The organism is Streptacidiphilus jiangxiensis (assembly GCF_900109465.1).
Classification (GTDB): Bacteria; Actinomycetota; Actinomycetes; order Streptomycetales; family Streptomycetaceae; genus Streptacidiphilus; species Streptacidiphilus jiangxiensis.
Window position 1 is genome coordinate 1 of record NZ_FOAZ01000020.1, and the last position, 24,093, is coordinate 24,093.

Below are 24,093 nucleotides of genomic sequence, written 5' to 3' on the forward strand. Positions count from 1 at the left end.
CAACCGAGTCTTCGACCGCCAATCACGTGAACAAGGACCTCGAAGCCTTCCACCGGTGCGTCGCGGCCACCATCGCCCGCTTCCCGTTCTACGAGGAAGGCGAGGAGGGCAGGTTCGACGAGGCAGCGGACGACCTTCGCGAGCTCCTCGCCACCCTCGATGACACCGCGCTCGCACACAACGGGCTATGGGAGACCCTGTGCGACGACGTCGCGATGGGCGACTACGCGAACTGGGAAGACTGAAGCACGTCAGCCCCCCGGTATCAGACCCGTGGCCGTCAGGCAGCCGTCGACCAGATCCGGTCGGTACTGGATCCTCTTGAGGCGACGCTTCACGGCTCGGGTGATCTGGCTCAGGTCCGCGGCGGCGAGGCTGCCGATGTCGCGTTTGACCAGCGACCACACGCCCTCCTGAGGGTTCAGGTCCGGGGCGTAGGTCGGTAGCTGGAAGACGGTGAGCCAGGCGATGATGGCCACTGGCTGTGTCCTGCCAGGGCGTACCAACGACCGGGACCTCTTGATAGCCCGTCAGCCTCCCGTACCGGCCCCGACTCAGCCGCAGGAGCCATTCGCGCCATAAGAGGAGCTAACACAAAGCGCGGACTCGTCTGTAGGTGATGACGCAGCAGGCCAGCTCGAGGAAGGCCTCATGGATGTCGTCGCGGACGTCCCAACGGATTCGGAGTCGGCGGAAGCCGTGGATCCAGGCGTTCGTCCGCTCGACCACCCACCGGACAGAGCCGAGGCGGGACCCGTGCGGGACTCCGCGTCTTGCGATGACCGGCTTGATCCCGCGCTTCCACAGCAGGCAGCGGTACTTGTCGAAGTCGTAGCCCCGGTCAGAGCGGTGGCGTGGCCGGCCGCGGGCGCCGTGGATGCGGGGGATGGAGTCCAGAAGCGGGAGCAGTTGGGTCACGTCGTGGCGGTTGCCGCCGGTCAGCGAGATGGCCAGCGGGGTCCCGCATCCGTCGGTGATCACGTGGTGTTTCGAGCCGGGTCGGGCGCGGTCGACCGGGCTCGGTCCCGTTTTGGGCCGCCGCGACGGGCCTGGTGGTGCGAGCCGTCGATCACCGCCCGCGACCAGTCCAGGTCACCGGCGCGATGCAGCTCGGTCAGCAGCACCTGGTGCAGCCGGTCCCACGCCCCGGCCGCATTCCAGTCCCGCAGTCGCCGCCAGCGGGTCATGCCCGAGCCGAAGCCAAGCTCCTGCGGTAACCATTCCCACTGGATCCCCGTGTGCAGCACAAACAAGATCCCCTGCAGACACTTGCGATCGTCCAACGGCAGTCGACCAGGGAACCGACTTCGCCGCTGCCGCAATGGAAGCAGTGGCTCGATCCGCCCCCACGGGTCATCCGCCACCAGCCACGGCGGCCCCATCCCCTTGCCCACACCCTGACCAACGATGGATCAAGGGCAGGAACATGGCACGCGGCGCGCTTTGTGTTAGCTCCTCTTCGGAGGCTCATGGTCGTCGTGATTCTTGTCCTGTTGCTCGCCCTGATCCTGGGCGGCGCCAGGTTCGCATTCGCCGTACATGCGCTGTGGTGGATCGCACTGGCGGTCCTCGCCCTGTGGCTCCTCGGCTTCCTCTTCCGGACGGGAGAAGGAGTAGGAGGCGGACGTCGACGCTGGTACCGATGGTGACCGCCGAGACTCCACTTCAGCCGGATCGCGCGCCGGCCGTCTGAGACACGGCAAAGACCAAGGCGGTGGTCAGCGCTGACCAGCACGGCGCGCGTCCCCCGGCGGCCCTGGCGCTCCCGCCGGTGGATGTCCTCGATCGATGCCGTCATGGGCGTTGCCCGCAGGCTCTTCGGCCCGCTGCCCCCAGGCCGCACACTTCGAAACGACTTCGCACGAGACCGTTTCAGGTCGGGCCTCGGGGTATCCGCCCCAAGACGAACATCGACGGATCGGAGGCGGCTGGCATGGACAAGGCCACCGGACGGCCCCGGAGGAGCTCATTGGCGAGTCGGGGTCGGAATGACGACGAGACCGAGACTGCAGGGGAGGTGTTCCGTGCGTGACATCGAGTTCCCTGGCTCTCTTGTCGGATTGCACGCGGGGCCTCGGCTGAAGGCCGACGTCCACGAATCCGCCGGAACCGTCTTGTGCGTGCTGAATGGCGACCTCGATCTGCACACCCGATCAATCGTCCAAACCGTGGTCAACGACGCCCTCACGAGGCCTCCGCCCGTGCTCTGCATCGACATGGGTGGTGTCCACTTCTGCGATTCCGCCGGGCTCGCGCTGCTCCTGTCACTGCGCGCAGAGTGCAAGAGGCATGGAGGAACGCTCGCGCTCGTCGCGCCCAGCGCGCGCGTTAGCAGGCTGCTCGAACTCACCGACGCCGCCGCGCTGTTCCCGACCTATGCCGACTGGAGGGCCGCGACGGCCGGCCCGCCGTCACTGGAGCTGAAGCCTCGCGGCCTGGAGCACGCGCAGCACAGGCGCGTAGGGAGAGCGCCATGAGCCACGCGCGGGCGACCGCGCCCTCACCGGGGCCTCGCCACCTCGCCTTCTCGGACATCGAATGGCACGAGGGTCACGAGCGCGTCACCGCAGGCATCGACTTCGTGCGCCGGGCGGTGTCCGAATGGCAGGTGGGAAGAGAGACGCTGGGGGGTGATGAGGAGCAGGCAGTCGATGTGCTCCTCGTCGCCGCTGAACTGCTCAGCAACGCCGAACGCCACGGCGGCGGAGCCACCGCGATCGACCTCGAACCGCGAAGCGGCGTGCTGCGCCTGACCGTCACCGACGCCAGCCCCCTGCCGCCGCGGCCGGTGCGGCCGCACCGGCCGGAACGCACGGGCGGTCATGGCCTTCACATCATCGACTGCCTGTCAGCTGCGTGGGGCTGGGTAAGCTGCCGCTCGGGCAAGGCTGTCTGGGCGGAGCTCTCTGCCGATTCCCTGCAGGCGAGGTAGGGCCGTGGGGGCACGTGATCTTGGAGCTAGAGGAGCCTGCCCAGATCAGCACGTCGCGGTCGGAGACTGACTGGGCCCGAACGGCAAGGAGCACCCGAAGTTTCCCAAGCTCCGTGCCCAGGCGTTGGGTCCGCTCCGACCGCCGGGGCGGCGTGCGGTCTTCATCTGCGGCTACCGGGATATGGCGGCACTCTGAACGTACGACAGGCTCAAGGCGCAGCCCCGGCCACCATGGGGCGGCCGGGGCTGCGGCGGGGTCATGTGGTGTCAGCGGCCCCGGACGATGTCCGTGGCCCGTAGCCCCTCCGGGCCCTGCAGGACGTCGAACGTGGCACTCCCACCCTCGGCCGGCTCGCCGTGGCCGTTGCCGCTGGGTCGCCGAGTAGCGCGCGAAGACGTCCGGGCCGCCGACGTTCTGCGCGACAAGCCATCGTCGTTACCGGGCATGCCGAGGTGGGCTGACCTGGGGTGGAGGCACGTCGGGCCGCGCAAACTGGCAATCCGGTGCCCGAGCCGACCGGCGGCGCGGAGAGACGCAGCCACGCGGCGCAGCTACGACGTAGATGCGCCAGAGGCGTTGTCCAGCGATCAGTGTCGGCACGTCAGGTCTCTTCCTCCATCCGGATCGCGTCGTCCAGGGACTGGACGGACTTGTCGGTGTGGCCGCTGCGCTGCTCTAGGAGGGCAGCGGCGATCGCGTCGAGCTTGCGCTGGATGGCGTGCTCGGCCCTGCGCTCGGTGTTCTTCAGCAGCGCCAGCAGGACCAGGGTGACGGCGGTCATCACGTCACCGGCGAGCAGCTGCCAGCTGAGCGTGAGTCCGGCTGCGTGGACGGCCAGGAATGCGGCGACCAGGGCCAGGCACAGCAGGGAGAACAGTGGCGAGCTGGTGAAGTTGGAGGCACGCTCGGCCATGCGTTCGAATGGCCCGTGGCCGCCGTCGGCACGCTCGGCGGGGTGCTGGAACGACATCACTCCCACACCCCCACCGCTTCGCCGGCGACCGGATCTCCGTCTGCGTGGGGTGAAGGCGCAGGCCAGGCCCTAGGCGAGGTACGGGACCGCGTCGGCCGCGCCCGGGCGCCGGCGTTGCTGGTGGGGTGAGCAAGCATGGCAGGCTCCTGACGATGCGGCGGGGTGCGGCAGGACCGTGGTCCAGCCGTGGGTGCGCTTGTCGAAGTGCTCGTAGGCGCGTGGGGCCTGATCCAACGGCAGTTAGTGCGAGACGATCCTCGCCCCGTGGAGCGGACCACCTCGACGAGCTTGTCCAGGACCATCTCGGGGTGCTCCTGTTCCGGCAGGGTCGTGGGCCTGGTAGCCGACGGCCTCCACCCCACAGCCGACGCCCTGCCTGCCGGTGGCCTCCCCGATCACGTCAGCCGGGTCCGCGTCGGCGAAGTCGACCGCGGCGGCGCCGAGATCCGCGGCCAGGCGCGGTCGGTCGGATTCCTCGTCGAGAGCGAACACCCGGGCGGCGCCGCGCAGGATCGCGCTGTGCACGGCCATCGGCCCGACCGGTCCGGCGCCGAACATTGCGACGGAGTCCCCAGTGCTGACGTGGGTGAGCTCCGTGCCGTGGCAGCCGGTGGGGAAGATGTCCGACTGCATCGCGAAGTCGCTTTCCCACCGCTTGCCGGTAGCGGCCTGAGCAGGTTGCCGACCGTGACTTGCGGGGGCGCTCGTCCACGGCTGGATGCGGACCTGACCCGGCCGCGGCACGCGGACACGACACCTGGCTCAGGTCCGGCTCCGCAGTCTCCGCCAGGCCAGCAAGCCGGCCACTGACACGGTGGCGCCGACCGCAAGCGCGTTCCCGGGGCGGAGCCACTGCGTCGGCGCGGCACCGCGGCCGGCCTCCTTTACAGCGTCCGGGGTCGGCGCCACGATGTGTGCCGGCGCTCCTGCGCGGTCTTCAAAAGTGCTGCTCATATCGTTCCCCTTCCGGGAATCCTTAGCGCCACTGCCCGCTCGTGACCATGTAGTCGCGAGCGCGATTCACCAGCCCTGTGCTGGCTGCCAGGACCTCGTTCATCGGCGGGGTGTCCGTAGCCGCGGGGCGGGCTGCCCTCGATGCGCCGGGCACTGCGCTCGTCCGGGAGCTGTCGACGTACTCGGTGCCCATCTCCCGAGTGCCCCCGACGCTTCTGCGCCATGGGTTGTGGCGCTCGCACGGCTGGGTGATCGATGCGATGCCCTCCGTGATCCGAGGAACTCCCACGCTCATCGGTGCCTCCTCGCCAAACGGTCGAGCCGCGCCTGCCCCGCAGCAGTCCACCTAATCGCCTGCATTCGATCGGTGCAGTGGGCGGGTCCCGCGGCCACCACAGCCCGGACGCTGTCGGTGCGCGAAGTGCACGTCGCCGTTCCGGCCTGGTCGCGCCCGATCATGGCTCCGCGACGGAACCGCTGGTGCGGGACGGCTGCTCGGCAAGGCTCGACTGAGGGTGTGGTCCTTCTGGGAGCTTTCGACCGCTGGGGTGGTGGTGCGGACGGCTACTCCTGCGGTTTGCGTGCCGCGAGGAGGTCGGCGTGGGGGGCTTGCACACTGTGCAGTCCTGCCTCTTCGAGTTCCTCGGCGATCTGAGCTGTGCTCGCGGCCCACATGTGGAAGGCCTCGCGTTCCTGGCGCAGCGTGTGCCCGTCGCGTTCAACGCGGTAGGTGAAGACGGTGCGAATGATCCCTTGGTCGGGTTCCCGGGTGATCTCGGCGGTGTAGAGGTCGGGTCCGACGCGGACTGGCCCGAGACGGGTCACCGTCTCGCGTTCGGTCGGCAGGTCGGTCGGCGGCGGGTCGAACAGCAACAGTCCTCCGGGCAGAAGCGCTTGACGAACGGCCCGCCAGGCCGCGCGGCGGGTGGCAGGGTCGAGGCAGCCGACGATGTTCGAGGCGACGGCCAGGTCCGCGATCTCGTGAAGGTCCGCCGTCTCGACAGGTTCGGGGTGAACGGTGAGGCGAGCGCGCTGGTCGGCGCTGAGGGAGGCGATTCGGGTCAGCAGCGCGGAGCGCATCGCAGCCGCGGGTTCGACAGCGTGCACGGGCGCGGCGGAGGCGGTGAGCAGAACCTCGGTGATGATGCCGGTACCGGCGCCGATATCGAGGACGGCGTGCCGGGCGCGGCGCGCAGCCTCTGCGAAGCGCCGCTCGGCCTGGCGGCGATCGGTCTCGGCCTGGAGGATGTCGTAGAACTCGACCGAGACGCTGTAGCCGGCATCCGAGGCGTCACTCATGATGCCGCCCGACCACGGATCGGGGCGTCAAGCGATTCGGGTCGGCGCTGGCACTGCTGTCCAGGCTGGTGGACACTTGACGGCTGCCCAGGTGGATGTCCGGGCGCCGGTTGCGCTTTGGGTGCTCGCCGAAGCCAGCGAGCAGGACCGCGTTGCGAGGCCGATTGTTCTGGCAGTCTCTGGGGCCGACCGGGACCTGGCCGAGATGTGGCGCGCCCTGGAAAACACCTGCCTACGGCCCGGCCAGGGTGTGGACGATCTGGGCCAGCGCCCTGCCGCAAGGAGGTGGGCCACTCGTTGGAGTCCGGCAGGATCGGGCCGGCATCGGGCATCACGGCCGCCATCACACTCACCTCCTGCCGTCCGGCACCTCGACGTTACGGCTTGTCTGCACGCCCCGCAGGTGATCATGGTCGGGCCTCGGGAGGGAACTGGACGTGGACGGCCTCTGCGGGCGCGTCGGTGGCCGGCCAGTGATCGTGAACGGGAAGATGCTGGGCAGGCCCCGCGGTCTGTCCGGAGGCTCCACGGGCCGACCGCCTCGGATCGTACATGTCCTTCCCTGGCACGCTGCAGTGCCGCCCCGTCAGCATCGGAGATCGTGACGTGATCCACCTGCCGGTCCACCGGACCAAGAGCTGCGCTGTCCTGGAGCGACCGCGCCCGGACTGTCAGGCCCGTTCGGGACGTGGACCTGGGAGTCGGAGAGGGACGAGGATCCCGAGGATGTCGCGGATCCCGGCGGGGCCGGGGCGGGGCCCCGGGACCCGGCGCCGTGCGGTTTGTCACGTTGGCGGTAAGCCGGCGGCGCGTGCGGGGGCCAGCGCCGCGGCGAGGTTGGTGGCGATGACTGGCCCATATCCGTCGGCGGCGTTGTCGGCCAAGGCCTGGCGCAGCCGGTCCCGGTCCCCGGTCACCAGCGCACAAGCCGTCGCGCGACCGCGGCACATCCGCTCGATCCGCAAGGCGGTGCTCACGTCCACCGGCCCCAGCTCGCCATCGCCGAAGTCCACCACGACGCGCGCCGCATGAAGGCGCAGCTCGTCGTCGACGGCGCGGCACAGCACCGGGCGGTTGTCCACGGTGAGAGGGCCGTGAACGGTGACCACGACGATTGCGCACGCGTCGCGGGCGATGCTGAACACCACTGCGGTCCCTTCCCTGGCCCCTGGGCAGGCTCGGGTGATCCCGTCACTGTAGGGGGACCGGGCCCTCGCTTGGCCTTCTTGCCATGGGGACACACCGGCTCCCATGAGGGACGCCCCCACCCGCCGTCCCGGCGCGGTGAGGCACAAGCAGGCAGGCTGCCACTCAGCTGGGGCGTTCTGTCCGGGCACCCCTGAGCGGTTCACCCCGTCCGGTCCGGCGGATTCGCCTCGACGTAGTCCACGTCGCCATCGGCTTCGACGGCGGCGAGCACATCCGGGGGAAGTTCGGCAGCGAACGCCGGGATGCTGCCGATGTCATAGCGGCTGGTCACCGCGCCGCCCTTCGCGCGGACGTGGTCGGTGAGCCGTTTCGCCGCATCCACGTCAGTGGTGTTGAGGACCACGGTGTAGCTACGAGCCATGATGCGGCTTCCTCTCGAATCGCAGGGCGGCCGACGGCGCCGCCGTACGAATCGCGTCTGACCGCCGGGCGGGTACCCAAACGCATGGAGGCCCAGAGTGGCTCCCGCGATTCATACGTGCGAGCTGACGTTCACGCCCTCGCTCGGGGATGGGAAGACCAGCGCGGGGAAGGCGCGGAGCATGGAGCGGAACGTGGACACGCCCAGTGCTGAGGGCGATGCCGACACGCCGGGCCCGTGCGCGTTCGTCCTCGGCGGCGGTGGGGCGCTGGGCGCCTGTGAAGTCGGGATGCTGCGGGCACTGCTCGAAGCGGGTATCGCGCCCGACCTGGTGGTGGGCACCTCGGTCGGTGCTGTGAACGGCGCGGTGGTGGCCGCATCGCCGACTATGGGGGCGGTGGCGGGGCTCGGGGACCTGTGGGGTCGCGCCGGGGTGTTCTCCGGTTCGGTGATCGGCCGGATGAGCCGTGCCGCGCGTAGCCGCACGTACCTTTACTCGGCGGAACCGCTTCGTCGGCTGCTGGAGGCAAACCTGCCCGCGGGGATCTGCCGCATCGAGGAGCTGCCCGTGCGCTTCCAGTGCGTGGCGGCCAGCATCGAACGCGCGGCCGAGCACTGGTTCACCCGTGGGCCGCTGGTCGATGCCGTGCTGGCGTCGTGCGCGGTACCCGGGCTGTTCCCGCCGGCGCAGCTGGATGGCGAGCACTTCCTCGATGGCGGTCTCGCCAACAGCATCCCTGTCGGGCGTGCCGTGGCCTTGGGCGCCCGCCGCGTGTTCGTGCTCCAGGTAGGACGGATCGAGGAGCCGCTGGCGGTCCCGAGACTGCCCTGGGAAGTCGCGTCGGTGGCCTTCGAGATCGCCCGCAGGCACCGTTTCGCCCGGGACATGGAGGACCTGCCGGACGGCGCCGAAGTGCACCTGCTTCCCACCGGTGGCACGCTGGGGCGCGCCGGTCCCGTGGGGCAGCTGCGCTACCGAGACTTCGAGCTGTCCGCGTTGCGCATCGACCGCGCATACCAGGCATCCGCCGCCTACCTCGCCGACCGTGGCCTGGCGCGGTGAACGACGATGCCGACCCACGTGGCGTATCACCTGGGTACCTGCGCCCGACGCCTGGTCTCCGTGCCGCTCACCGTCGTCGTCGCGGCGCTCGCGCTTGTCGCAGTGCTCCTCGCACTGGTGACCGCACCACTGACCGCGCTCGCGCGACAGCCTTGGCGCCTGCTGCGCATCACCACGTTCCTTCTGGTGTACGCCTGCGTGGACCTGGCGGGCGTCGTGGCGGCCTTCTGGTTCTGGGCGCACTGTGTTCTGCGGCCCGACCCCGGACAGTCGAAGAGCCAGCGGCTGGGGGAGCACAGCTACGAGCTGCTGGCCCGGCTGCTGGACCGGCTGTATCGGGCAGCTGAACGGATCTTCGAACTAAACCTACGGGTCAGGCCGCCCGTTCCACAGATGGGACGGGCGGCGGCACCGCTGCTGGTATTTGCCCGGCACGCCGGACCCGGCGACTCGTTCCTGCTGCTCCACGCGCTGCTGTGCGAGGCTCAGGTGCACCCCGCCGTGGTGCTCAAGCGGTCCCTGCGCTGGGATCCATGCCTGGACATGCTCATCGGCCGCACGCCGCACGTCTTCGTCCCTTCACCCGCTCCGGAAACAACAACGGACGCCATCGCCAACCTCGCAGCAGCGCTTGTCCCGGGCGAGGCTGCGGTGATCTTTCCCGAGGGCGGCAACTTCACCCAGCAGCGGCGCGCCCGCTCGATCTCCTGGCTGCGCCGCCACGGCAAAGCGCGCCGAGCCAGCCTGGCCCAGCAGCGCCCGCACGTGCTCCCACCGAGGTGGGACGGGCCGTTGGCGCTGCTGGGCGGGGCCGCCGCAGGGATGGACGTCGTCATCGTCGCCCACACCGGACTGGACCCAATGGACACGCCGTCCCGGATCTGGCGCGGAATCCCGCTGCGCGCACCGGTGAGCGCCACCTGGTGGTGCGTTCCCGGCACCGCCGTACCGGCCGGTCGCGCCGCGGCAGGAGAATGGCTCGAGCAGCAGTGGGCCCGGGTGGACACCTGGATTGACGAGGAGTCCGAGCGGACCGGCCAGCTGTCCGCCTGAGCACGGGCGCCGCAGGCACGGTCGTGTGCAGTTGCTTGGCGATCCGGCGTCCGTACTCCTGCGAGCCGCCGGTGACGGTGGATCAGGTAGCGGCCAGGTAGGCGAGCGCGATCTCCCCGGGGCAGGACCACACGGCGGAGACGACCGGCTCCGGAAGCGCGCGACGAGGTGGGGCGAGATCCCATGCCGCCGGCGAATTCGACGGCGTACCTCGGCCAGCCTCCGCAGGTAGCGCGGGTCGGCGCCGCGCCCGCACAGCCACATGACCCGCACTCGGATGGGCGCCGGAACGCGGATTCCCGCCCGCGCGCACCCGTCCGAACCCCATAGCAGCCGCGAACAGTCAGCACAGGAGAAAGCGGGCTGTGAGCCTTGCCCGACGCACGAAGGGATGTGGAGCGCCGTGGAAGGACCGCACAGCTTCAGCAGGGACGACGGAACGGAACACAAACCGCTGTTTCCCGGCAGCCCCGAGGTCTCGGGACAGCGCCCCGACGCAACGCGATAACCGTAGCCTTGGCCCTGATCATGGCAGCCGTAGGCCTGGGAGCCCTCGCCGCACGGCCGTGGCGTAGCGCGGCTGCGTTGAGCGGTATGTTCTTTGCCCTGCTGTTCTGGGTCATCGGACAGGGTGCCGGCCTCCTGTCCAGTGGTCACGCCACAGACCCCAACACCGGGCCGCTACTCGTCCTCCTCGGTGTCGCCGTGCTCGGCGCGCCAACCGATCTCAAGCTGTCTCGCGTGCCTGGGTGGGCGCTGCAGCGTCAAGCGCAGAGTGAGGGCAAAGTGGCCGTTGCCGTTGTCGTGCCGATCCAGGTGATCATCGGTTCGAACGGGGTGATGGGTCGTGTGCTTCAGCGGGTGTGATGGTTCACTCGAGACACGCCGAGGGGTCTTGTGGTGACGCTCGGTCGCGAGGAAGCTTCGTGGCGCCGGGACGCGACGAGTTGATGTTCATCCTGGGGGCGGCATGAAGTTGCGAGAGTTGTTCCAACGCACGCGGGTCTCTCAAGACGTTCCGGCGGATGCTCGTCTTGTCGCGGAGTGGTTGCAGGCGGTGTCATCGGCTGGCGAGCCGGGAGCCGACGAGGCGGTCGCGCGCTGGCGCGGGACCGGCAAGCTCAGCAAAGAGGAGGTCGAGCGTTATGCCCTTTGGCATCGCCTTCGGCTGACGGCAGAGTTTCGGGCGGCACAGGCTGATGCCTCCTCGGCCGATCTGGATCGCGTCCGCGCCGAGGCAGCTGTCCTGGCTGCGGAGTTTGAGACCCATCTCCAGTGGATGCGCCAGCACGGAACCTCACCTGGGCATGCTGGACGGTCGAAGACCTGAGCAGCGCCTCACCGGGCCCAAGGGATTCGACAGTCAAGGACCGCGGCGTTGGCGCGGTCATGCCGCTCATTCTGATGCCGGTTACGTCATGGCACGAGGTCTCGTAGCTCGGCGTCCCAGTCGATCGCATTGCCCTCGTCCCCCACGGGCACGATCCGCAGCGTACGGCTGAGGAAGACGCGAAGGTCACTGCTGGCAATCAACAGGAGCCTTCCCTCGGTTCCCTCGGGGAGGTCGAGGAGGGTCCAGTCCGCGGCGAGCGGTCGGATCCGAAGAAGCTGGCCGCCACTGGGTTGGCTGAGGCCGAGGGTGACGAGCTCGCGTTCGAGCTGCCACCTGTGCAGGCGGCGGTCGACGTCGATCTCGAGCGTGACGGCGTAGGCCTCGGCTCGGCGGTACCGCAGGTGGACCCGTACCGGCTGGGCGTGCCCGCATTGGGTGCTGATCAGCACACCAGTCACCTGGCAGTGCAGTCTGACGTGGTTGCGCTTCATTGCACTCACCTGCCTTGACTATCTCTGTTTGGCATTCGTCGCCAGACGCCGACCGGATGGGTCAGAGCGAAGCCGCCATCTACCATCAGGCGCGGCACCACCTTCCGGGAAGAGCCCGAAATGAGACGACAGCTCGTTGCTGGCCCACTCTGAGGTCCGTGCCGCCGCCGCAGGGCCGCGGCCTCCATGCACCGCCCCTCCGCTCGGCCTGCGCGGGCAGGCGGAAGGGCGCGGCCATCGCACTGGGACGCCCAGGGACACCGCGCTAGTCTGGACATACAGGCATCGTCTTGGGCCCGACCTGCGCCGAAAGCACGGGTGAGGTCACCTCGACGGTGCAGCTGCCCCCGACCCTGGCTGCTTCGAATTCGAGACGGCCAGGAGCGCCAGTGACCACCACCAATCAAGCAGCACACGCCCCGCTGTCACCGGCAGCGCAACCGCAGCCGACCTATGCGGGCAGCGAGCCATTCCCCACGACGCCAGCTCCAGTCGAACTGCAGCCGCGGGCCGGGCAGGTAGCGATCACGGCCGTGATCGTGGCCTTTCCCTTCCTAGCGTTGGTGCTGGCGGTTGTGGTCCTGTGGGGCCAGCTGATCGGTCCGGTCGACATCGCGCTCGCCGTGGCGCTTTACACCGTCACCGGCCTGGGGATCACTGTTGGTTTCCATCGCTGCCTGACCCATCACAGCTTCACCCCGGCCCCCAGCCTGAAAGTCGTGCTCGCCCTGGCGGGCTCGATGGCGTTCCAGGGCGACGTGATCAGCTGGGTCGCCACCCACCGGCGCCACCACGCCTTCACCGACCGCCCCGGCGACCCGCACTCGCCCTTCCGCTACGGAACCACGCTCCGGGGCCAACTTCGCGGCTTGGCCCACGCCCACGTCGGCTGGCTGTTCACCAGCGACACCACTCCGGCCGCGAAGTACGCTCCCGACCTCGCGGCCGACCGCGCCATGCGCGCGGTCTCCGCCGCCTTCCCCGCGCTGTGCGTCATGTCTCTCGCCGTGCCCTTCGGTCTGGGATGGGCCATCGGAGGGACTCTCCGCAGCGCCATCGCGGCCCTGCTGTGGGCGGGCTTGATCCGGGTCGCGGTGCTCCACCACGTCACCTGGAGCGTCAACTCCCTGTGTCACATGATCGGTGAGCGCCCGTTCCGGACCCGCCGCCACGACCGCGCCACCAACCTGTGGCCGCTCGCCGTGCCGTCTTTCGGGGAGAGCTGGCACAACGCTCACCACGCCGACCCGACCTGTGCCCGCCACGGCGTGGACCGCGGACAGATCGATCTGAGCGCAGTTGTCATCCGCCTGCTGCAACGGGCTGGCCTGGCCACCGACGTGCGCTGGGCGAACCCAACTCGCCTGGAAGGCCGCCGCAAGTGAACCCCCTGAACGTCGTTACGAGTGCCCGACGCGCCCCGGGTGCGGAGGCTGAGTGCCTAACCAGCCGGCACCGCAGATCCGCTTCCTCCACGAACTTCGTCGAGAAGGTCAGCGACCTGCTCAACAGGACAGCCCAAGGGGACGCCACGGCGTTCTCGGCGCTGTACGACATGCTCGCTCCCGGCATCTGGCGCGCGGCTCTCGCCGCCTGCGGGAACGACGGTGACGCCCGGAAGGCAACCGAGCAGGTATTCGTCGAGACCTGGCATAGGGCGCCGTCCCTGGCGGCTGACTCCGGATGCCCACTCAGCCAACTGATAGGACTCGCCAACCAAGTCCTGCGCGAGCAAGGCGATTCGTGCGTTCCACCGTGAGGACACCCAGCGCAGGGCTCGCTCTCCGCGCGAACAGCAGTGCTGGGTCGTGGGGCGGCGACGGGTCCCAGACCACCCCGCCGGCCGGGGCACCGTCCGCTCGACCTGAAAGAGTCACTACCAGGCTGGCAAGGATGTCGACGGCGAGGCCCGGCTCGCGGACACGCTCCTGCCCCGTGGCGCCCGGGTGCTCGACGCCGGCGCGGGCATGGGCCGGGTGGCCGCGGCGCTCGTGCAGCGTGAGCACGACGTGGTCGCGATCGAGCCTGACGGGGCGCTGGTCGAGCAGGCCCGGGAGACGTACCCCGGACTGCCCATCGAGGAGCGGAACATCCTCGATCTCAGTCCGGATGACGGTCCATTCGACCTGGTCGTCTGCGTCGGCAACGTGATCGTCTACCTGGCCGAGGGTACGGAGCGGACGGCGCTGGCGGCGATGCGCGACGTGCTCGGTGAGCGCGGTCGCATCCTGGTCGGCTTCCACCTCCAGGACCCGCCGCCGCACGCCCGCGTCTACACGGCGGCGGAGTTCGAGGCGGACGTGGCCTCCGTCGGCCTGCGCGTCGACCTGCGGGCGGGCAGTTACGAACTGCACCCCGCGAACGACACCTATGGCGTCTGGATCCTGAGCCGCGCCGGGGGATGAAGAGGCTCTGATACGGGCCCGGGCGCCGAGACGGCTCCGGTGGGCAGAGCGGTCATGGGCCCGAGCGCGAAGCCCCGAGCCTTTGCGGCCCGGGCTTTCGCATTCGCCGCGCAGGAAGCGGAGTTCGGCGCAGCGTCGCGTCGGGCTACGCAGTGGCTCCTGCGGGCTCGGTGACCAGCGCCACGTCAGCCTCGGCGGAGAGGTAGCGCTCGGCGTCGAGTGCGGCTTGGCGACCTGAGCCCGAGGTCACAGGCCGGTGTCGCGCGCGCTCGCCCGCTCCCCACAGGGAGACCCGGTGAACAGAGGATGGCGGGCGGGCCAGTGTGACTTGAATGCCGCAGTTTCAGGTCTGTACGGGTGGAATACGGCGATGTCCGGACCCGTGGCGATGATCAACTGGTCCTGGATGGCATCGCCACCGCCGCCACGATCGCACCGGTCGAGGCCATGCACGCGGCGATCCTGAACTACGTCCTGGGGCAGTACCCGGTCCCGGACGATTTCCTGGGTGTCGACAAGGCGGCCTCCCCGAGCCTGCTGACCGTCTGAGGCACCATCAGAGCTGGGCCGGTCACCCTGGGAACGGGACCGGCCCGACCCGGCGGGCTGCTGTCCTGGGAGCGCCGGCAGCCCGCCACGCTCATTTCCCATCCCTGGCCACCACTCTCGGCGAGAGGCAGCGTCCGATGCCCCGTTCACGCACCCGCCTGACAGTCGCCCTCGTCGCCGCGCTGCTTGCCGCCGCCTCGGCGGGCTGCTCCAGTGCCTCGACCTCCGTGTCCGCCCCCGCGTCCGCGGCGTCCGTGACATCCGCGGCCCCGTCCGGACAGGCCCGGATCGTGATCGCGAATTTCGCATACCAGCCCGCCGATCTGACCGTCGCGCCAGGACAGCTGGTCACCGTGACCAACCACGACTCGACCGCGCACACCCTGACCGCGACCGGGGCGCACGGCTTCGACACCGGAAAGATCGCCGCCGGGGCGAGCGGCACCTTCACCGCGCCCACCACCCCCGGCAGCTACCCCTACATCTGCACCATCCACCCGTTCATGCACGGCACCCTGACGGTCCGGCAGTGAACGCACCGCGGGGTCCGCTGGTCCGCCTCGCAGCAGGAGCCGGGGCGGTCTCGGCACTGCTGCTCCTGGTGCGGCGGCCCAAGGTGGGCGACCGCTTCGCGTGGGCGATCGGGTGGCCGGCACGTCCCCGTCCGTGCGCGTCCGGCCGAGGCGTGGTGAGACAAGGGTCGGGCTGCACAGGAGCCTGACCTGACGTCATCGGCGCGAGCAGAGGGGACGTGGTCAAGGACCCCGGGCGTACGCACTCGACGTGAGCCTCGGGACGTCCAGCCCGCCAAGTCCGGGGCCACAGGCATGTCCGGGGCCGCCGGCAAGTCGGGACGGCCCAAGCCGCCGGGGCCGTCGTCGGCCCCGTCAGGTGTCGGCCGAAAGCTGCCGGAGCACGGCGTCCCAGTCCAACCAGGCGCTCTCGGCGCCCTCGGCGACGACGTCGAACGTGGCCGCGACGAAGTCGCGGAGGTCCTCCGTCGCCACGAGTACGATCGCGGACCGGTCCGGGCAGCCGAGCTCGATCAGGGTCCATTCGGGCGAGAGCGGACGGACCTGGACATCGCCCTCGCCCACCCGGTGATCCAGACCCCCGACGACCAGTTCGCGCGCGATCACCCAGGTCACGGGCGGTCGTGGCGTGCCGATGGAGCCCACGGCGACGGCCACGGTGACGGCGAAAGGGTCCGACGGGTCGAAGCCGCACTCGATCCGCGCCGGAGCGCAGCCCTCCGCCAGGACCAGTCCGGTCATCCTCCTGACGACGCCCTGCCCGTCTGTCATGCGCGCTCCTCGCTCCACCCGGGCGCGCCGACGACGCCCCGTCAAGGTGCGATTCGAAGCAGCGGTGTCGGCGGACGGGTGGAGAACCGTGCCGCCAGGCAGCTGATCCCGTGTAACGTCCCCGTCCCCGTGGCCAGGTCGGCTACTTGACGGCGAGGACGTCGACGCGGTCGATCTGCGGGGGCGTGGCGAGCATCGTGGGGGCGGCTTCGCCGAGGGCCGCGGCGATGCGGCCCTTCAGGTGGGCCTCGCGACCCTCCTCGTCGGCGAACGTGTCGAACACGCCGAACAAGGCAGGTCCGAGTTTGAAGGCGTACCAGGTGAGGGTTCCGCTCTCCGCGCGGGCCAGCTGGACGGCCTGGGTGAGCATCTGCTCGACATCGTCGGCGTGCTCGGGCTTGGCCTCGATGCGGGCCAACAGGCCAAGGTGTGCAGTCATTGCGGATCCTTCGTCGATGGTGCTGACGCTTGCTTGCGACGAGTCGACGATAGGTCGCCCCTGGGAACGGACGCGGTTGACCCGCCCAGGCGCAGACCGGTCATCCCGGAAGAGCGCAACGGGAGTCCCGGCGTGCGGGAGCCGAGCACGGCGACGGCCAGGAGCACGAGCAGCGGCCCGGTGTTGGGGTCGGTGGAACGGCCGCTGGTGAGGAGCCCGGCGCCTTGCCCCAACAACCAGAACAACAGGGCGAGGACGACCCCGGTGTACGCGGCGATCCTGCGCCAGGGCCGCGCGGCCAGGACTCCCAGGCCGACGGCCGCCATGACCAGGGCCAGCGCGACGGTCGTCACGGCGCTGTGAGTGGCCAGGGCCGAGGCGAGTGCGCGGTCCAGGGTCGCCAGCGGTTGCGGTGCGGAGTCGGCAGACGAAGCGATGGCCGGCACTGCGCCGTTGCCTGGCAGGACCTGGAGGATCGCGCCTGCGCTCCACAGCAGGGCCCAGACCGGCGCCGCCCAGGCGGAGGGCGGGGTGTCGGCGCGCCACCGATGGCCGGCGTCGACCGCGCCGGAAGCCGGCTGCGGCCAGGCCAGGACAGCGGCCATGGCGTACAGGAGCACGGCTCCTGGCGCGCCGGTCAGCAGGAGGGTGTGACCGCCGGCGAGGCCGCCCAGCCCCTCGCCCAGGAGCCATACCGAAAGGGCCCAGGCGATGGAGGCGGCGAGCGCCCAGCGCGCGGTGCGCGCCCAGAGGAGTCCGGCTCCGAGCGCGAGTTGGCCGAGTGCGAACACCGTGTTCGTCAGCACGGGTGCGGCCGCGATCAGGTGCGCTGCCCAGTGGACGGGCGCGGCGACGCCGACGGGCTGGCCGGCGGCGGCGGGGTCGATGATCTGGTGGGCGAAGCCGCTGGTGAACATGTACGACTGCAGTTGCAGGGCTCCGTCCAGGAGCCAGAGCACTCCCAGGGCGATCTGGATGTGTCGGCGGGTGACGGTCATGGCGGCCTCCGGGGCCGGGTGGTGCGCGGGCGCGGCGGTGTCGGGGAGCATGCACGCTGCTGGGGTCATGCACCGGGGCGATCATGGACGGATGGGTTGCCAGTTGCCTCTTCGGGATCGTGGGGGGTGCGACGGCCGGCGTTCCGTCGGGGTCGTCCGACGATCAACGGGGTCAGCGCCGCCAGTGCGACGGCCTGGCCCAGCAGGGCGAGGACCTTGTCGGTGAACCAGATCGGCTCGTACATGTCGGGCAGCGGGCCGAGCGCGCCGGGGTCGCTGTAGCGGTAGAACAGGATCGCTGCGAGCCCGGCGGCGGCCGTCAGCCAGGCGAAACCGTCGCCGAACCGGTGTCGCCAGAACAGCACGAGCAGCGCCGCGATGACGGCGGCGACGCCTTCGACACGGAACAGGGTGCCTTCGCTGATGGTGGCGGAGGCGACGGCGGAGTACTGGTGGGCCAGTTTCAGGTGGACGTAGGCGTCGACCGCGAGGCCCGCCGCCGCGGCACCTCGCAGGAGCATGCGCAGGGCGGTCATGAGGGGCTCCCTAGTGGACCGTCAGTGTGCCGTGCATGGACGCGTGGATGGTGCAGACGTAGGGATAGGTGCCGGGGGTGGCAGGTGCGGTGAACGTGGCCGACTGGCCGGGGTTGACGGGTCCGGTGTCGAAGGCACTGCCGGGGCGCGCGGTGAGGGTGTGCGTGGTGGAGTCGTGGTTGACCACGGTGATGCTCTCCCCGGCGTGCACGGTGAGGTTCGCCGGGCTGAAGGCGAAGTTGTCGATCACGATCTGCGCCGTCGCGGCGCTGGGCCGCGCACTGGGGGGACCCGGGCTGCTGGGAGCGCTCGGGGTGCTCGGGGGAGTGGCCGGGGTCGGGGTGGACTGGACGGCCGCGGAGGAGCAGCCTCCCGCGGCCAGGATCAGTACGGCCGCGGGGAGCGCGACCTTGAGAGGAACTCTTGGCATGTCATGTCCCTTGACGTGAACGTGAACGTGAGCGTGGTCGGGGTCCGGGGCTACTCGTTCCAGCAGCCGAGGATGTCGCTGGCGACCTCGTAGGCCAGGTCGGCTCGGGAGAGCTGGTGTGGTCCGGACGCGGCCGGCAGAGCGGTGGCGTCGACCCGAAGGGTCTTGCCGTCCTTGAGGACGACGACCGTGCCGTCGGCGGACTCGTACCCGGGGTTGCCCAGAGCCTGGGCGGCGGTCAGCGCTGTGGTGTGGCCGAGGTGGGTGCGCAGCGCGTCGAAGTAGGCGGTCGCGGTCGCGGTGTCCGGTGACTCCTCCACCGACAGCACCAGCCGGCCGGTCGGCAGGTGGTACGTGCAGGTGAAGAGGTGGCCGGTCCATGTGGTGGTCGTGGTGGGCGCTCTCGACGGGGCGAGGATGTTCGTGACGTCCTTGCGGATCTCCGGTGAGCACACCATCAGCGCGGACGCCGACGGCCCGGCCGCCTGCCCAGCGGGCATTCGCATCCCCGTCGGCATGGACGCACTCAGGGACGCCGGCGGGCGGGCCGGGCTTGCGGAGGTGTGGGCCGTGCCCGCACATCCTGCTGCCAGTGCGGCCACCGCCGCGGTGGCCGCGAGCCCGTAGGTGCGGGCGCCTCGTCGTCCGCCCTTTGCCGGGGGCGCGCTGACGGTCCGTTGTCGGGTGCGCATCGTCTCCTCCTCGTGTGTCGGCGCGGTCAGCCCCGGTGGATGCCGGTGAGCGTCGCGAAGGCGACGGTGTTGTCCAGGTAGTGCTGGGTGGCGTGGTCGAACCGCCCGCCGCAGGTGATCAGCCGGAGCTGGGGGTCGGTGGTGTTGCCGTAGACCGTCAGGGTGGGGAAGGCGTCCTTGGCGTAGACGTTGACGCCGTCGATCCGGAACACCGCCACGGTGCCGTCGCTGCGGGTGATGGAGACGGTGTCACCTGGGCGCAGCGCGCCCAGGGAGTAGAAGACGCCTTCCGCTCCGGTGGTCCCGTCGATGTGGCCCACCACCACCGCCGGCCCGACCTGGCCGGGGACCGGCGAGTCGCGGTCCCAGCCCGGCGCGGAGACGTCGGAGAGCGGCGGTACCTGCAGGGTGCCGTCGGAGTTCTGACCCAGGCTCAGCAGGGCGTGGTGGACGCCGATCGCCGGAATGCTGATCGCGGTCGGCGTCACTGCGCGGATCGCCGGCAGGGGTGGAACGGCGGACGGGCCGCCGATCGGGCCCGGTGCGCGGGCGGGCGTGGCGGCCGGGGGCAGGTTCGGCGGGTTGCTGCTCGGCAGCGCGGCCGAGGCGGGTGGCCTGGGCGCGTGCTGCTGACCGGAGATCCCCGCGGCCAGTGTCCCTCCGGCTGCGAGCAGCAGGGCGGTGGCCGCCGACGCCAGCAGGCGCCGGCGGCCACGACCCGACAGTCGTGTCAACCAGGACATGAGCGTCTACTTCTCGACGGTGATCCGTCGGCGCAGGACCAGGGCGCCACCCGCGGCGGCTGCCAGGCCCGCACCGGCCGCGTACAGGCCGATGTCGTGGACCCCGGAGGTCCCACCGCCGCCGGTGTTCACTCCACCACCGGGAACCATGGCCATCTGGGAGACGGCCAGCGGCCCGCACAGCGCGGGGGAGGTCGCCGCCAGCGGAAGTGAGGGCACCAGGTCGCTGGGCTCGGCCTGGGCCTTGGCACTCAGCGTCGTCGGGTCCAGTCCGTGGACCACGATGACAGCCTTGCCGGCCTTGATCGATGCCACGGTCGCCGCGTCGAGGGTGATGGTCCGGGAGTAGTGGAAGCTCCCGCCGGACGGCGCGGTCTTGACGTCGGTGCCGGCCGCCGGGCTGGTGTCGCCGCTCACGCTCAGCGTGGTGCCGATCGCCCCGTAGGCCGGGCCGCCCTCGGTGGTGCTGATGACGCCGTCGCCGTTCGTGTCCGCGGAGGTGGTCGGGCACGTGCCCATCCCGTTGATGTGGATGTGCTGCACGTGCGGGTACGGCGCGTTCATGAACGTCGCGGCCAGGCCGTTGACGTCCTCCGTGATGACGGCCTGGGAGCCGTTGAGCTGGAGCATCAGCATGCCCGAGCCGCTGGCGTGGTTGAGCGGGTTCAGCGTCGCCATGTAGGTGGTGCTGCCGCTCGACTGCGCGCTCGCGGCCGAGGCGCTGAAGGCGGTCAGCGGCAACGCGAGCAGCGCCACCGGGGCCGCCATGGCCAGCACCTTGGCCGTCGTCCTCTTCATGTGCGTCATTGCGCTCTCCTGAACTGCACGGTGGTACTCGGATTTCGATGACTCCTCGGGAAGCGCTGCACCCAGGGCTCCACGTGCCGGTTCCGGTGGAACCGGAACAGCGGTGGTGGGCAGCGCGCGCCTCCTGCCGGAGTCAGGGACGTGAAGAAGAAGCCGAGCGCCAAGGTCCGGGGCGCATCCAATCGAGCCTCTGCAGGTGATTCGGAGCCGAGCGCGCGGCGGATGGGTCCGGGATCGGCCGCGCCGTGCGCGCCGACGAGTCCTTCGATCCGGACAGCGGGGTGATGCGCCGTTCGGCGAGGCCCTGGCAGCGCTTCGGAGGGGTCTTCATCGCCGGGGTCTGGCGGTACCGTCGAAGCCGGGCCGGCCGGCCCGGGGACGGGACTGCGGGACGGCGGGACAGCAGGCAGGGTGGGCGAGGTGAGCCGAAAGGGTCCTGGATTCGACGGGCTGGTCCGTCAGCACCTGGCGTTCCTCTCCAACGAGTGCGGCTTCACGCTTCCGGCGCGGGCGGCCGACAATCCTGCCTACCTCGTGTGGCATCGCGAGCCGCTCTCCTATCGGATCGGGCTGACCCGGGATCTGTATGTGAATGCGACAGCGCAGATCAAGCTCTCGTCCGTTGTGCTCGTGGCCGACATTCCGCGCCTGGTCTTCACCGCCGGCTTCGGCCCGCTGAACGCGGTCTCGGTGCACGCGTGGGCCGGGCGGGCCATGGAGAAGTCCGTCCAGTCCCACGCCCACTACCTTCGCCGGCTCACTCCGCTGCTGGCCGACCCGGTCACCGCGCTGCCGTTGATGGAGAAGGCCGCGGCGCGCCGCCGCCCGCCGCCGCTGTAGGGAGGTGAGGCCTTGTACGCGGTCAACCGGCTCCGCGACCCCAAGTTCCACGGCTTCCGCATCCAGGTGCTGCCCCACCCACTCGATCAGGTGGCCCACGCGGCAGTGACCGAGTACACCGACGCGGACCCCTCCACCCGCAGGGCGATCCTGGACGCTCTCACCCCCCGGGCTGCCGGCGTCCTGAGTGTCTACGGCGAGCGCGCCGCAGCGCTGGCCGTACGCGGCTGCGACACCGAATTGCTGCGCGCCGCCGGGATCGCGGTCGGGATGGCGGATGCACGCCTTGAGGACTACCGCGACAACCTGATCGTCCTTGCCGCGCTCACCCACAGCGCGGGGCTGCTGCAGACCACGCAGGAACAGCTCTTTGACCAGATCGAGGCCATGGTCCCTCCGCGTGTCCTTGCCCGCTTCCGTCGATACACGGCCGACGGCCCGCTCACCCTTCGGTCCATGGGACTTCGGGCATGCGGTGACGGGCCCACCTTCAGGTACCGGTGATCCGGAACGGTCCGGGCCCGCGCCCAGCGCGCGCATCCCGCCGTGCGGTGCTGCGCGTGATCGGCGCGTTCGGGATCCGGTGTGCGCGTGAGGGTCGGGGGTGTTGGCCTCGATGACGGCGCCGGGTGGATGCGGGTGGATTCTTCGCTGTTGGGATTTTTGGGGCATCGGCGTGGGAGGGGGTTGCGGGGTGGTGTCCGGGGGGTTTTATGATCACCGTGCTACCTGTGGTTCGAACGCGGCTGATGCGCTCTCACCTGGGAGTTTGGCTCTGGGAGGGGATCTGCTGATGCGTCTTCGTTCGTCCGTTCCGCGTCTGCTTGTGACGGGTTCGGCTTGCTTGTTGTGTCTTGCTCCGGTGTCGTCCGCTGCGGCGGATCAGGCCGGGCGGGAGTCTCGTTGCAGGCGCCGCCGTTGTTCGGGAGTGAGCCGTACCACCTGACCGCGACCGTTGGGGCTGCTCCGGCGGCGGCGTCGGACGCGGTGCTGGTGTTCCACTCCTCGGATCCGACGCTGCAGGTGTTCACCGACAAGGGGGTGCTGGACTCGCAGTCGACGGTGACGGACGGTCAGGGTGCGACTTTCACTGTGCATCTGTACAACCAGTACAAGCCGGTGACCGCTGGAGAGTCGTTCACGCGGCAGATCAGCCTGTACGAGCAGCAGCCGATGGTGCCGTTGACGGTCACGGCGCAGGTGGTGGACCACTCGACGGGGCAGATGACTTCGAGTAGTGCCGTGTCGACGGTGTCGCCGGTGTATGCGGGTGCGCTGGGGCAGTGGCAGGCCCCAGGTGGCGTGCAGGGCTACAACACGGCGGTGATGCCGTTGGCGCAGCAGACGCGCCTCAACCAGTACGCGCTGTCGTTCTTCGGGGAGACGGCGACGGCTTTGCCGGGCGCGTACCCGGTGCTGTCGTTCACGGCGGCGCGGCTGAAGGCGGCGGGTTACACCGCGCAGCAGTTGGCGGGTGCGCTGGAGGTCAAAGCCGTAGCGGGGCTGGGGGGTGGTTCGCAGCCGGTTGTGGCGCCGGTGATCGGTGCGGACGGCTCGCTGTCGTACGTGCTGCCGGCTGCCGACCTGCCCGCCTCGGATCCGAATCCGGACCGCTTTTGGCAGCTGACGTTCTACGCCACTTGCGGGATCGCGCCGGGCACGGTCACCGGCAGCGCCACCCTGCATGCCGCGGACGGCACGGTCGTGGGCGGGATGAACCAGACCTTTGCGATCGCGCGTCACGCCTGCCTGACGCACGACTTCACGAGTGACGGGAAGGCCGATCTGCTGGCGCGTGACCGTTCGGGGGTCTTGTGGCTCTACCCGGGTACCGGGCACTCCACCACCCCCTATGGCGCCCGGGTCAAGGTGGGTGGCGGCTGGAACGTCTACACGACACTGGTTGCCGCCGGTGACCTGACCGGCGACGGACGCGATGACCTGCTGGCCCGCGACAGCGCCGGACGCTTGTGGCTGTACCGGGGCACCGGCCAGACGACGCGGCCGTTCCTGCCCAGGGTCGCGGTTTCGCTGCCCGGCTACCACCCCTCGGCGCGTCTGGTGGCGGGCGGCGCGCTCTTCGCGGACGGCCAGGCCGACGTGGCGGACGCCGCCAGCGGCTTGGACTTCCATGGCACCGGATCCGCGTCCGACCCGCTGAGCGACATAGCGGCAACGGCGCCCAGCCTGGGCTCCTACAAAGCGGTCGCCGGTGCCGGGGTCGTGGACTGGACCCCGAGGTTCGCGGCCCGCGACAGCGGTGGGGTGCTGTGGCTGGTGGGGGACCCGGACCTGGATGCGCCGACACCCGCCCGGGTCCGCGTGGGCGGTGGCTGGCAGATCTACAACAGCATCGTGCAGTCCGGCGACGCCACCTCCTCCGGGCATGACGACCTGGTCGCGCGCGACGCGTCCGGCCACCTGTGGCTGTACGCCGGCACCGGCAACTCCGGGCGGGCCTTCCTGCCGCGCACGCTCGTCAGCGGTGGGTGGCAGGTCTACGACCTCCTCGTGTGACCACCTGCGCCGGCGCAACCCAGGCGCACGGCACTCCGAGGTCCGCGCTGCCCAGTGACGCGAACGCACGCCTATCCGCAGCGAGAAGGGCATCCATGGGCGGTCGGCCTCATCGGATGCCGGCCTGACGAGCTCACCCGGACACTCGTTAATCGCTTGGGCCC

29 protein-coding genes and 2 pseudogenes are annotated in these 24,093 nt (G+C 70.2%); 15 read left to right on the forward strand and 16 right to left on the reverse strand.

Annotation, left to right across the window (positions count from 1 at the left end; genetic code table 11):
* Nucleotides 1–245: pseudogene (locus tag BMY61_RS31390) on the forward strand (SUKH-4 family immunity protein); the annotation flags it as partial.
* 6 nt (nucleotides 246–251) lie between these two features.
* Here BMY61_RS31390 and BMY61_RS31395 read toward each other — a convergent pair.
* Together BMY61_RS31395 and BMY61_RS44395 are read right to left on the reverse strand one after the other, a co-directional pair.
* Nucleotides 252–464 (reverse strand): annotated as a pseudogene (locus tag BMY61_RS31395) (transposase); the annotation flags it as partial.
* A gap of 124 nt (nucleotides 465–588) precedes the next feature.
* Nucleotides 589–1,382 (reverse strand): IS5 family transposase gene (locus BMY61_RS44395; protein WP_143094636.1). Its coding sequence is split into 2 segments (ribosomal slippage): nucleotides 589–1,034 and nucleotides 1,034–1,382, totalling 795 coding nucleotides; the frame shifts between segments, so codons are not numbered across the junction.
* An 87-nt stretch (nucleotides 1,383–1,469) separates the two neighbouring features.
* Here BMY61_RS44395 and BMY61_RS47990 point away from each other — a divergent pair.
* The 3 genes from BMY61_RS47990 (at nucleotide 1,470) to BMY61_RS31420 (ending at nucleotide 2,932) form a co-directional block, all read left to right on the forward strand.
* Nucleotides 1,470–1,649: a hypothetical protein gene (locus BMY61_RS47990; protein WP_042446939.1), complete on the forward strand. Its 180-nt coding sequence runs from the start codon at nucleotides 1,470–1,472 to the stop codon at nucleotides 1,647–1,649.
* Between the two features lie 375 nt (nucleotides 1,650–2,024).
* On the forward strand, nucleotides 2,025–2,477 hold the full coding sequence (locus BMY61_RS46610) for an STAS domain-containing protein (protein WP_052438647.1): 453 nt from the start codon (nucleotides 2,025–2,027) through the stop codon (nucleotides 2,475–2,477).
* On the forward strand, nucleotides 2,474–2,932 hold the full coding sequence (locus BMY61_RS31420) for an ATP-binding protein (RefSeq protein WP_052438646.1): 459 nt from the start codon (nucleotides 2,474–2,476) through the stop codon (nucleotides 2,930–2,932). The genes BMY61_RS46610 and BMY61_RS31420 overlap by 4 nt, the downstream gene beginning before the upstream one ends.
* A 602-nt stretch (nucleotides 2,933–3,534) precedes the next feature.
* Here BMY61_RS31420 and BMY61_RS31425 read toward each other — a convergent pair.
* The 5 genes from BMY61_RS31425 to BMY61_RS31450 all read right to left on the reverse strand — a co-directional run bounded on the left by BMY61_RS31425 (nucleotide 3,535) and on the right by BMY61_RS31450 (nucleotide 7,729).
* On the reverse strand, nucleotides 3,535–3,903 hold the full coding sequence (locus tag BMY61_RS31425) for a low affinity iron permease family protein (protein WP_042447096.1): 369 nt from the start codon (nucleotides 3,901–3,903) through the stop codon (nucleotides 3,535–3,537).
* A 243-nt stretch (nucleotides 3,904–4,146) separates the two neighbouring features.
* The gene (locus BMY61_RS31430) at nucleotides 4,147–4,539 is read right to left on the reverse strand and encodes a zinc-binding dehydrogenase (protein ID WP_052438645.1); all 393 of its coding nucleotides are present in this window, start codon (nucleotides 4,537–4,539) and stop codon (nucleotides 4,147–4,149) included.
* Between the two features lie 885 nt (nucleotides 4,540–5,424).
* Nucleotides 5,425–6,159, reverse strand: a complete 735-nt coding sequence (locus BMY61_RS31440) for a class I SAM-dependent methyltransferase (protein WP_042446935.1) — start codon at nucleotides 6,157–6,159, stop codon at nucleotides 5,425–5,427.
* A gap of 785 nt (nucleotides 6,160–6,944) precedes the next feature.
* Nucleotides 6,945–7,304, reverse strand: coding sequence for a hypothetical protein (locus BMY61_RS31445; RefSeq protein WP_143094616.1), 360 nt, complete (start codon nucleotides 7,302–7,304; stop codon nucleotides 6,945–6,947).
* Nucleotides 7,305–7,507: 203 nt separating this feature from the next.
* The gene (locus BMY61_RS31450; RefSeq protein ID WP_042446931.1) at nucleotides 7,508–7,729 is read right to left on the reverse strand and encodes a protease inhibitor I9 family protein; all 222 of its coding nucleotides are present in this window, start codon (nucleotides 7,727–7,729) and stop codon (nucleotides 7,508–7,510) included.
* Between the two features lie 193 nt (nucleotides 7,730–7,922).
* On the opposite strand from BMY61_RS31450, the gene BMY61_RS31455 reads away from it, so the two are divergent.
* The 4 genes from BMY61_RS31455 (at nucleotide 7,923) to BMY61_RS45405 (ending at nucleotide 11,175) form a co-directional block, all read left to right on the forward strand.
* Nucleotides 7,923–8,792 carry a patatin-like phospholipase family protein gene (locus BMY61_RS31455; protein WP_236655989.1) on the forward strand — a complete coding sequence of 290 codons (870 nt, stop codon included), beginning with the start codon at nucleotides 7,923–7,925 and terminating at the stop codon, nucleotides 8,790–8,792.
* Between the two features lie 18 nt (nucleotides 8,793–8,810).
* A complete protein-coding gene (locus BMY61_RS31460; RefSeq protein WP_177240398.1) occupies nucleotides 8,811–9,845 on the forward strand; it encodes a 1-acyl-sn-glycerol-3-phosphate acyltransferase in 1,035 nt (344 codons plus the stop codon).
* A gap of 516 nt (nucleotides 9,846–10,361) precedes the next feature.
* Entirely contained in the window at nucleotides 10,362–10,712 is a 351-nt protein-coding gene (locus BMY61_RS31465; protein WP_177240399.1) for a hypothetical protein, read from the forward strand.
* A gap of 103 nt (nucleotides 10,713–10,815) precedes the next feature.
* Nucleotides 10,816–11,175 (forward strand): hypothetical protein, encoded by a 360-nt coding sequence (locus BMY61_RS45405; protein ID WP_143094617.1) that lies wholly within the window; start codon nucleotides 10,816–10,818, stop codon nucleotides 11,173–11,175.
* Nucleotides 11,176–11,261: 86 nt separating this feature from the next.
* Here the strand turns inward: BMY61_RS45405 and BMY61_RS31475 are convergent, their stop codons facing one another.
* Complete coding sequence (locus BMY61_RS31475) at nucleotides 11,262–11,627, reverse strand: SsgA family sporulation/cell division regulator (RefSeq protein WP_177240400.1); 366 nt, start codon at nucleotides 11,625–11,627, stop codon at nucleotides 11,262–11,264.
* A gap of 431 nt (nucleotides 11,628–12,058) precedes the next feature.
* Between BMY61_RS31475 and BMY61_RS31480 the strand changes: the two genes are divergently transcribed.
* From BMY61_RS31480 to BMY61_RS31500, 4 genes are all read left to right on the forward strand, one after another.
* A complete protein-coding gene (locus BMY61_RS31480) occupies nucleotides 12,059–13,054 on the forward strand; it encodes an acyl-CoA desaturase (RefSeq protein ID WP_042446920.1) in 996 nt (331 codons plus the stop codon).
* Nucleotides 13,055–13,615: 561 nt separating this feature from the next.
* Nucleotides 13,616–14,074, forward strand: coding sequence for a class I SAM-dependent methyltransferase (locus BMY61_RS31490; RefSeq protein WP_052438644.1), 459 nt, complete (start codon nucleotides 13,616–13,618; stop codon nucleotides 14,072–14,074).
* A 357-nt stretch (nucleotides 14,075–14,431) separates the two neighbouring features.
* Nucleotides 14,432–14,623: a hypothetical protein gene (locus BMY61_RS31495; RefSeq protein ID WP_042446916.1), complete on the forward strand. Its 192-nt coding sequence runs from the start codon at nucleotides 14,432–14,434 to the stop codon at nucleotides 14,621–14,623.
* Nucleotides 14,624–14,760: 137 nt separating this feature from the next.
* Nucleotides 14,761–15,156: a cupredoxin domain-containing protein gene (locus BMY61_RS31500; protein ID WP_082014973.1), complete on the forward strand. Its 396-nt coding sequence runs from the start codon at nucleotides 14,761–14,763 to the stop codon at nucleotides 15,154–15,156.
* 354 nt (nucleotides 15,157–15,510) lie between these two features.
* On the opposite strand, the gene BMY61_RS31505 is transcribed toward BMY61_RS31500, so the two are convergent.
* From BMY61_RS31505 to BMY61_RS31540, 8 genes are all read right to left on the reverse strand, one after another.
* Entirely contained in the window at nucleotides 15,511–15,927 is a 417-nt protein-coding gene (locus tag BMY61_RS31505; protein WP_082014972.1) for an SsgA family sporulation/cell division regulator, read from the reverse strand.
* 142 nt (nucleotides 15,928–16,069) lie between these two features.
* Nucleotides 16,070–16,366 carry a putative quinol monooxygenase gene (locus BMY61_RS31510; protein ID WP_042446912.1) on the reverse strand — a complete coding sequence of 99 codons (297 nt, stop codon included), beginning with the start codon at nucleotides 16,364–16,366 and terminating at the stop codon, nucleotides 16,070–16,072.
* The gene (locus BMY61_RS31515; protein WP_042446911.1) at nucleotides 16,363–17,415 is read right to left on the reverse strand and encodes a hypothetical protein; all 1,053 of its coding nucleotides are present in this window, start codon (nucleotides 17,413–17,415) and stop codon (nucleotides 16,363–16,365) included. Before BMY61_RS31515 ends, BMY61_RS31510 begins: the two co-directional genes overlap by 4 nt.
* 14 nt (nucleotides 17,416–17,429) lie before the next feature.
* The gene (locus BMY61_RS31520) at nucleotides 17,430–17,900 is read right to left on the reverse strand and encodes a hypothetical protein (protein ID WP_042446910.1); all 471 of its coding nucleotides are present in this window, start codon (nucleotides 17,898–17,900) and stop codon (nucleotides 17,430–17,432) included.
* 10 nt (nucleotides 17,901–17,910) lie between these two features.
* Nucleotides 17,911–18,330, reverse strand: a complete 420-nt coding sequence (locus BMY61_RS31525; RefSeq protein ID WP_075004139.1) for a cupredoxin domain-containing protein — start codon at nucleotides 18,328–18,330, stop codon at nucleotides 17,911–17,913.
* A gap of 50 nt (nucleotides 18,331–18,380) precedes the next feature.
* Entirely contained in the window at nucleotides 18,381–19,022 is a 642-nt protein-coding gene (locus BMY61_RS31530) for a hypothetical protein (RefSeq protein ID WP_143094618.1), read from the reverse strand.
* Between the two features lie 26 nt (nucleotides 19,023–19,048).
* Nucleotides 19,049–19,765 carry a class F sortase gene (locus tag BMY61_RS31535; protein WP_052438642.1) on the reverse strand — a complete coding sequence of 239 codons (717 nt, stop codon included), beginning with the start codon at nucleotides 19,763–19,765 and terminating at the stop codon, nucleotides 19,049–19,051.
* A 6-nt stretch (nucleotides 19,766–19,771) separates the two neighbouring features.
* Nucleotides 19,772–20,572 carry a hypothetical protein gene (locus tag BMY61_RS31540; protein WP_082014971.1) on the reverse strand — a complete coding sequence of 267 codons (801 nt, stop codon included), beginning with the start codon at nucleotides 20,570–20,572 and terminating at the stop codon, nucleotides 19,772–19,774.
* 420 nt (nucleotides 20,573–20,992) lie between these two features.
* On the opposite strand from BMY61_RS31540, the gene BMY61_RS31545 reads away from it, so the two are divergent.
* The 3 genes from BMY61_RS31545 to BMY61_RS47180 all read left to right on the forward strand — a co-directional run bounded on the left by BMY61_RS31545 (nucleotide 20,993) and on the right by BMY61_RS47180 (nucleotide 23,929).
* Nucleotides 20,993–21,412 (forward strand): hypothetical protein, encoded by a 420-nt coding sequence (locus BMY61_RS31545; RefSeq protein ID WP_143094619.1) that lies wholly within the window; start codon nucleotides 20,993–20,995, stop codon nucleotides 21,410–21,412.
* 12 nt (nucleotides 21,413–21,424) lie between these two features.
* Complete coding sequence (locus BMY61_RS31550; protein WP_052438641.1) at nucleotides 21,425–21,916, forward strand: hypothetical protein; 492 nt, start codon at nucleotides 21,425–21,427, stop codon at nucleotides 21,914–21,916.
* Nucleotides 21,917–22,315: 399 nt separating this feature from the next.
* The gene (locus BMY61_RS47180) at nucleotides 22,316–23,929 is read left to right on the forward strand and encodes an FG-GAP repeat domain-containing protein (RefSeq protein WP_042446907.1); all 1,614 of its coding nucleotides are present in this window, start codon (nucleotides 22,316–22,318) and stop codon (nucleotides 23,927–23,929) included.
* Nucleotides 23,930–24,093 lie beyond the last annotated feature (164 nt).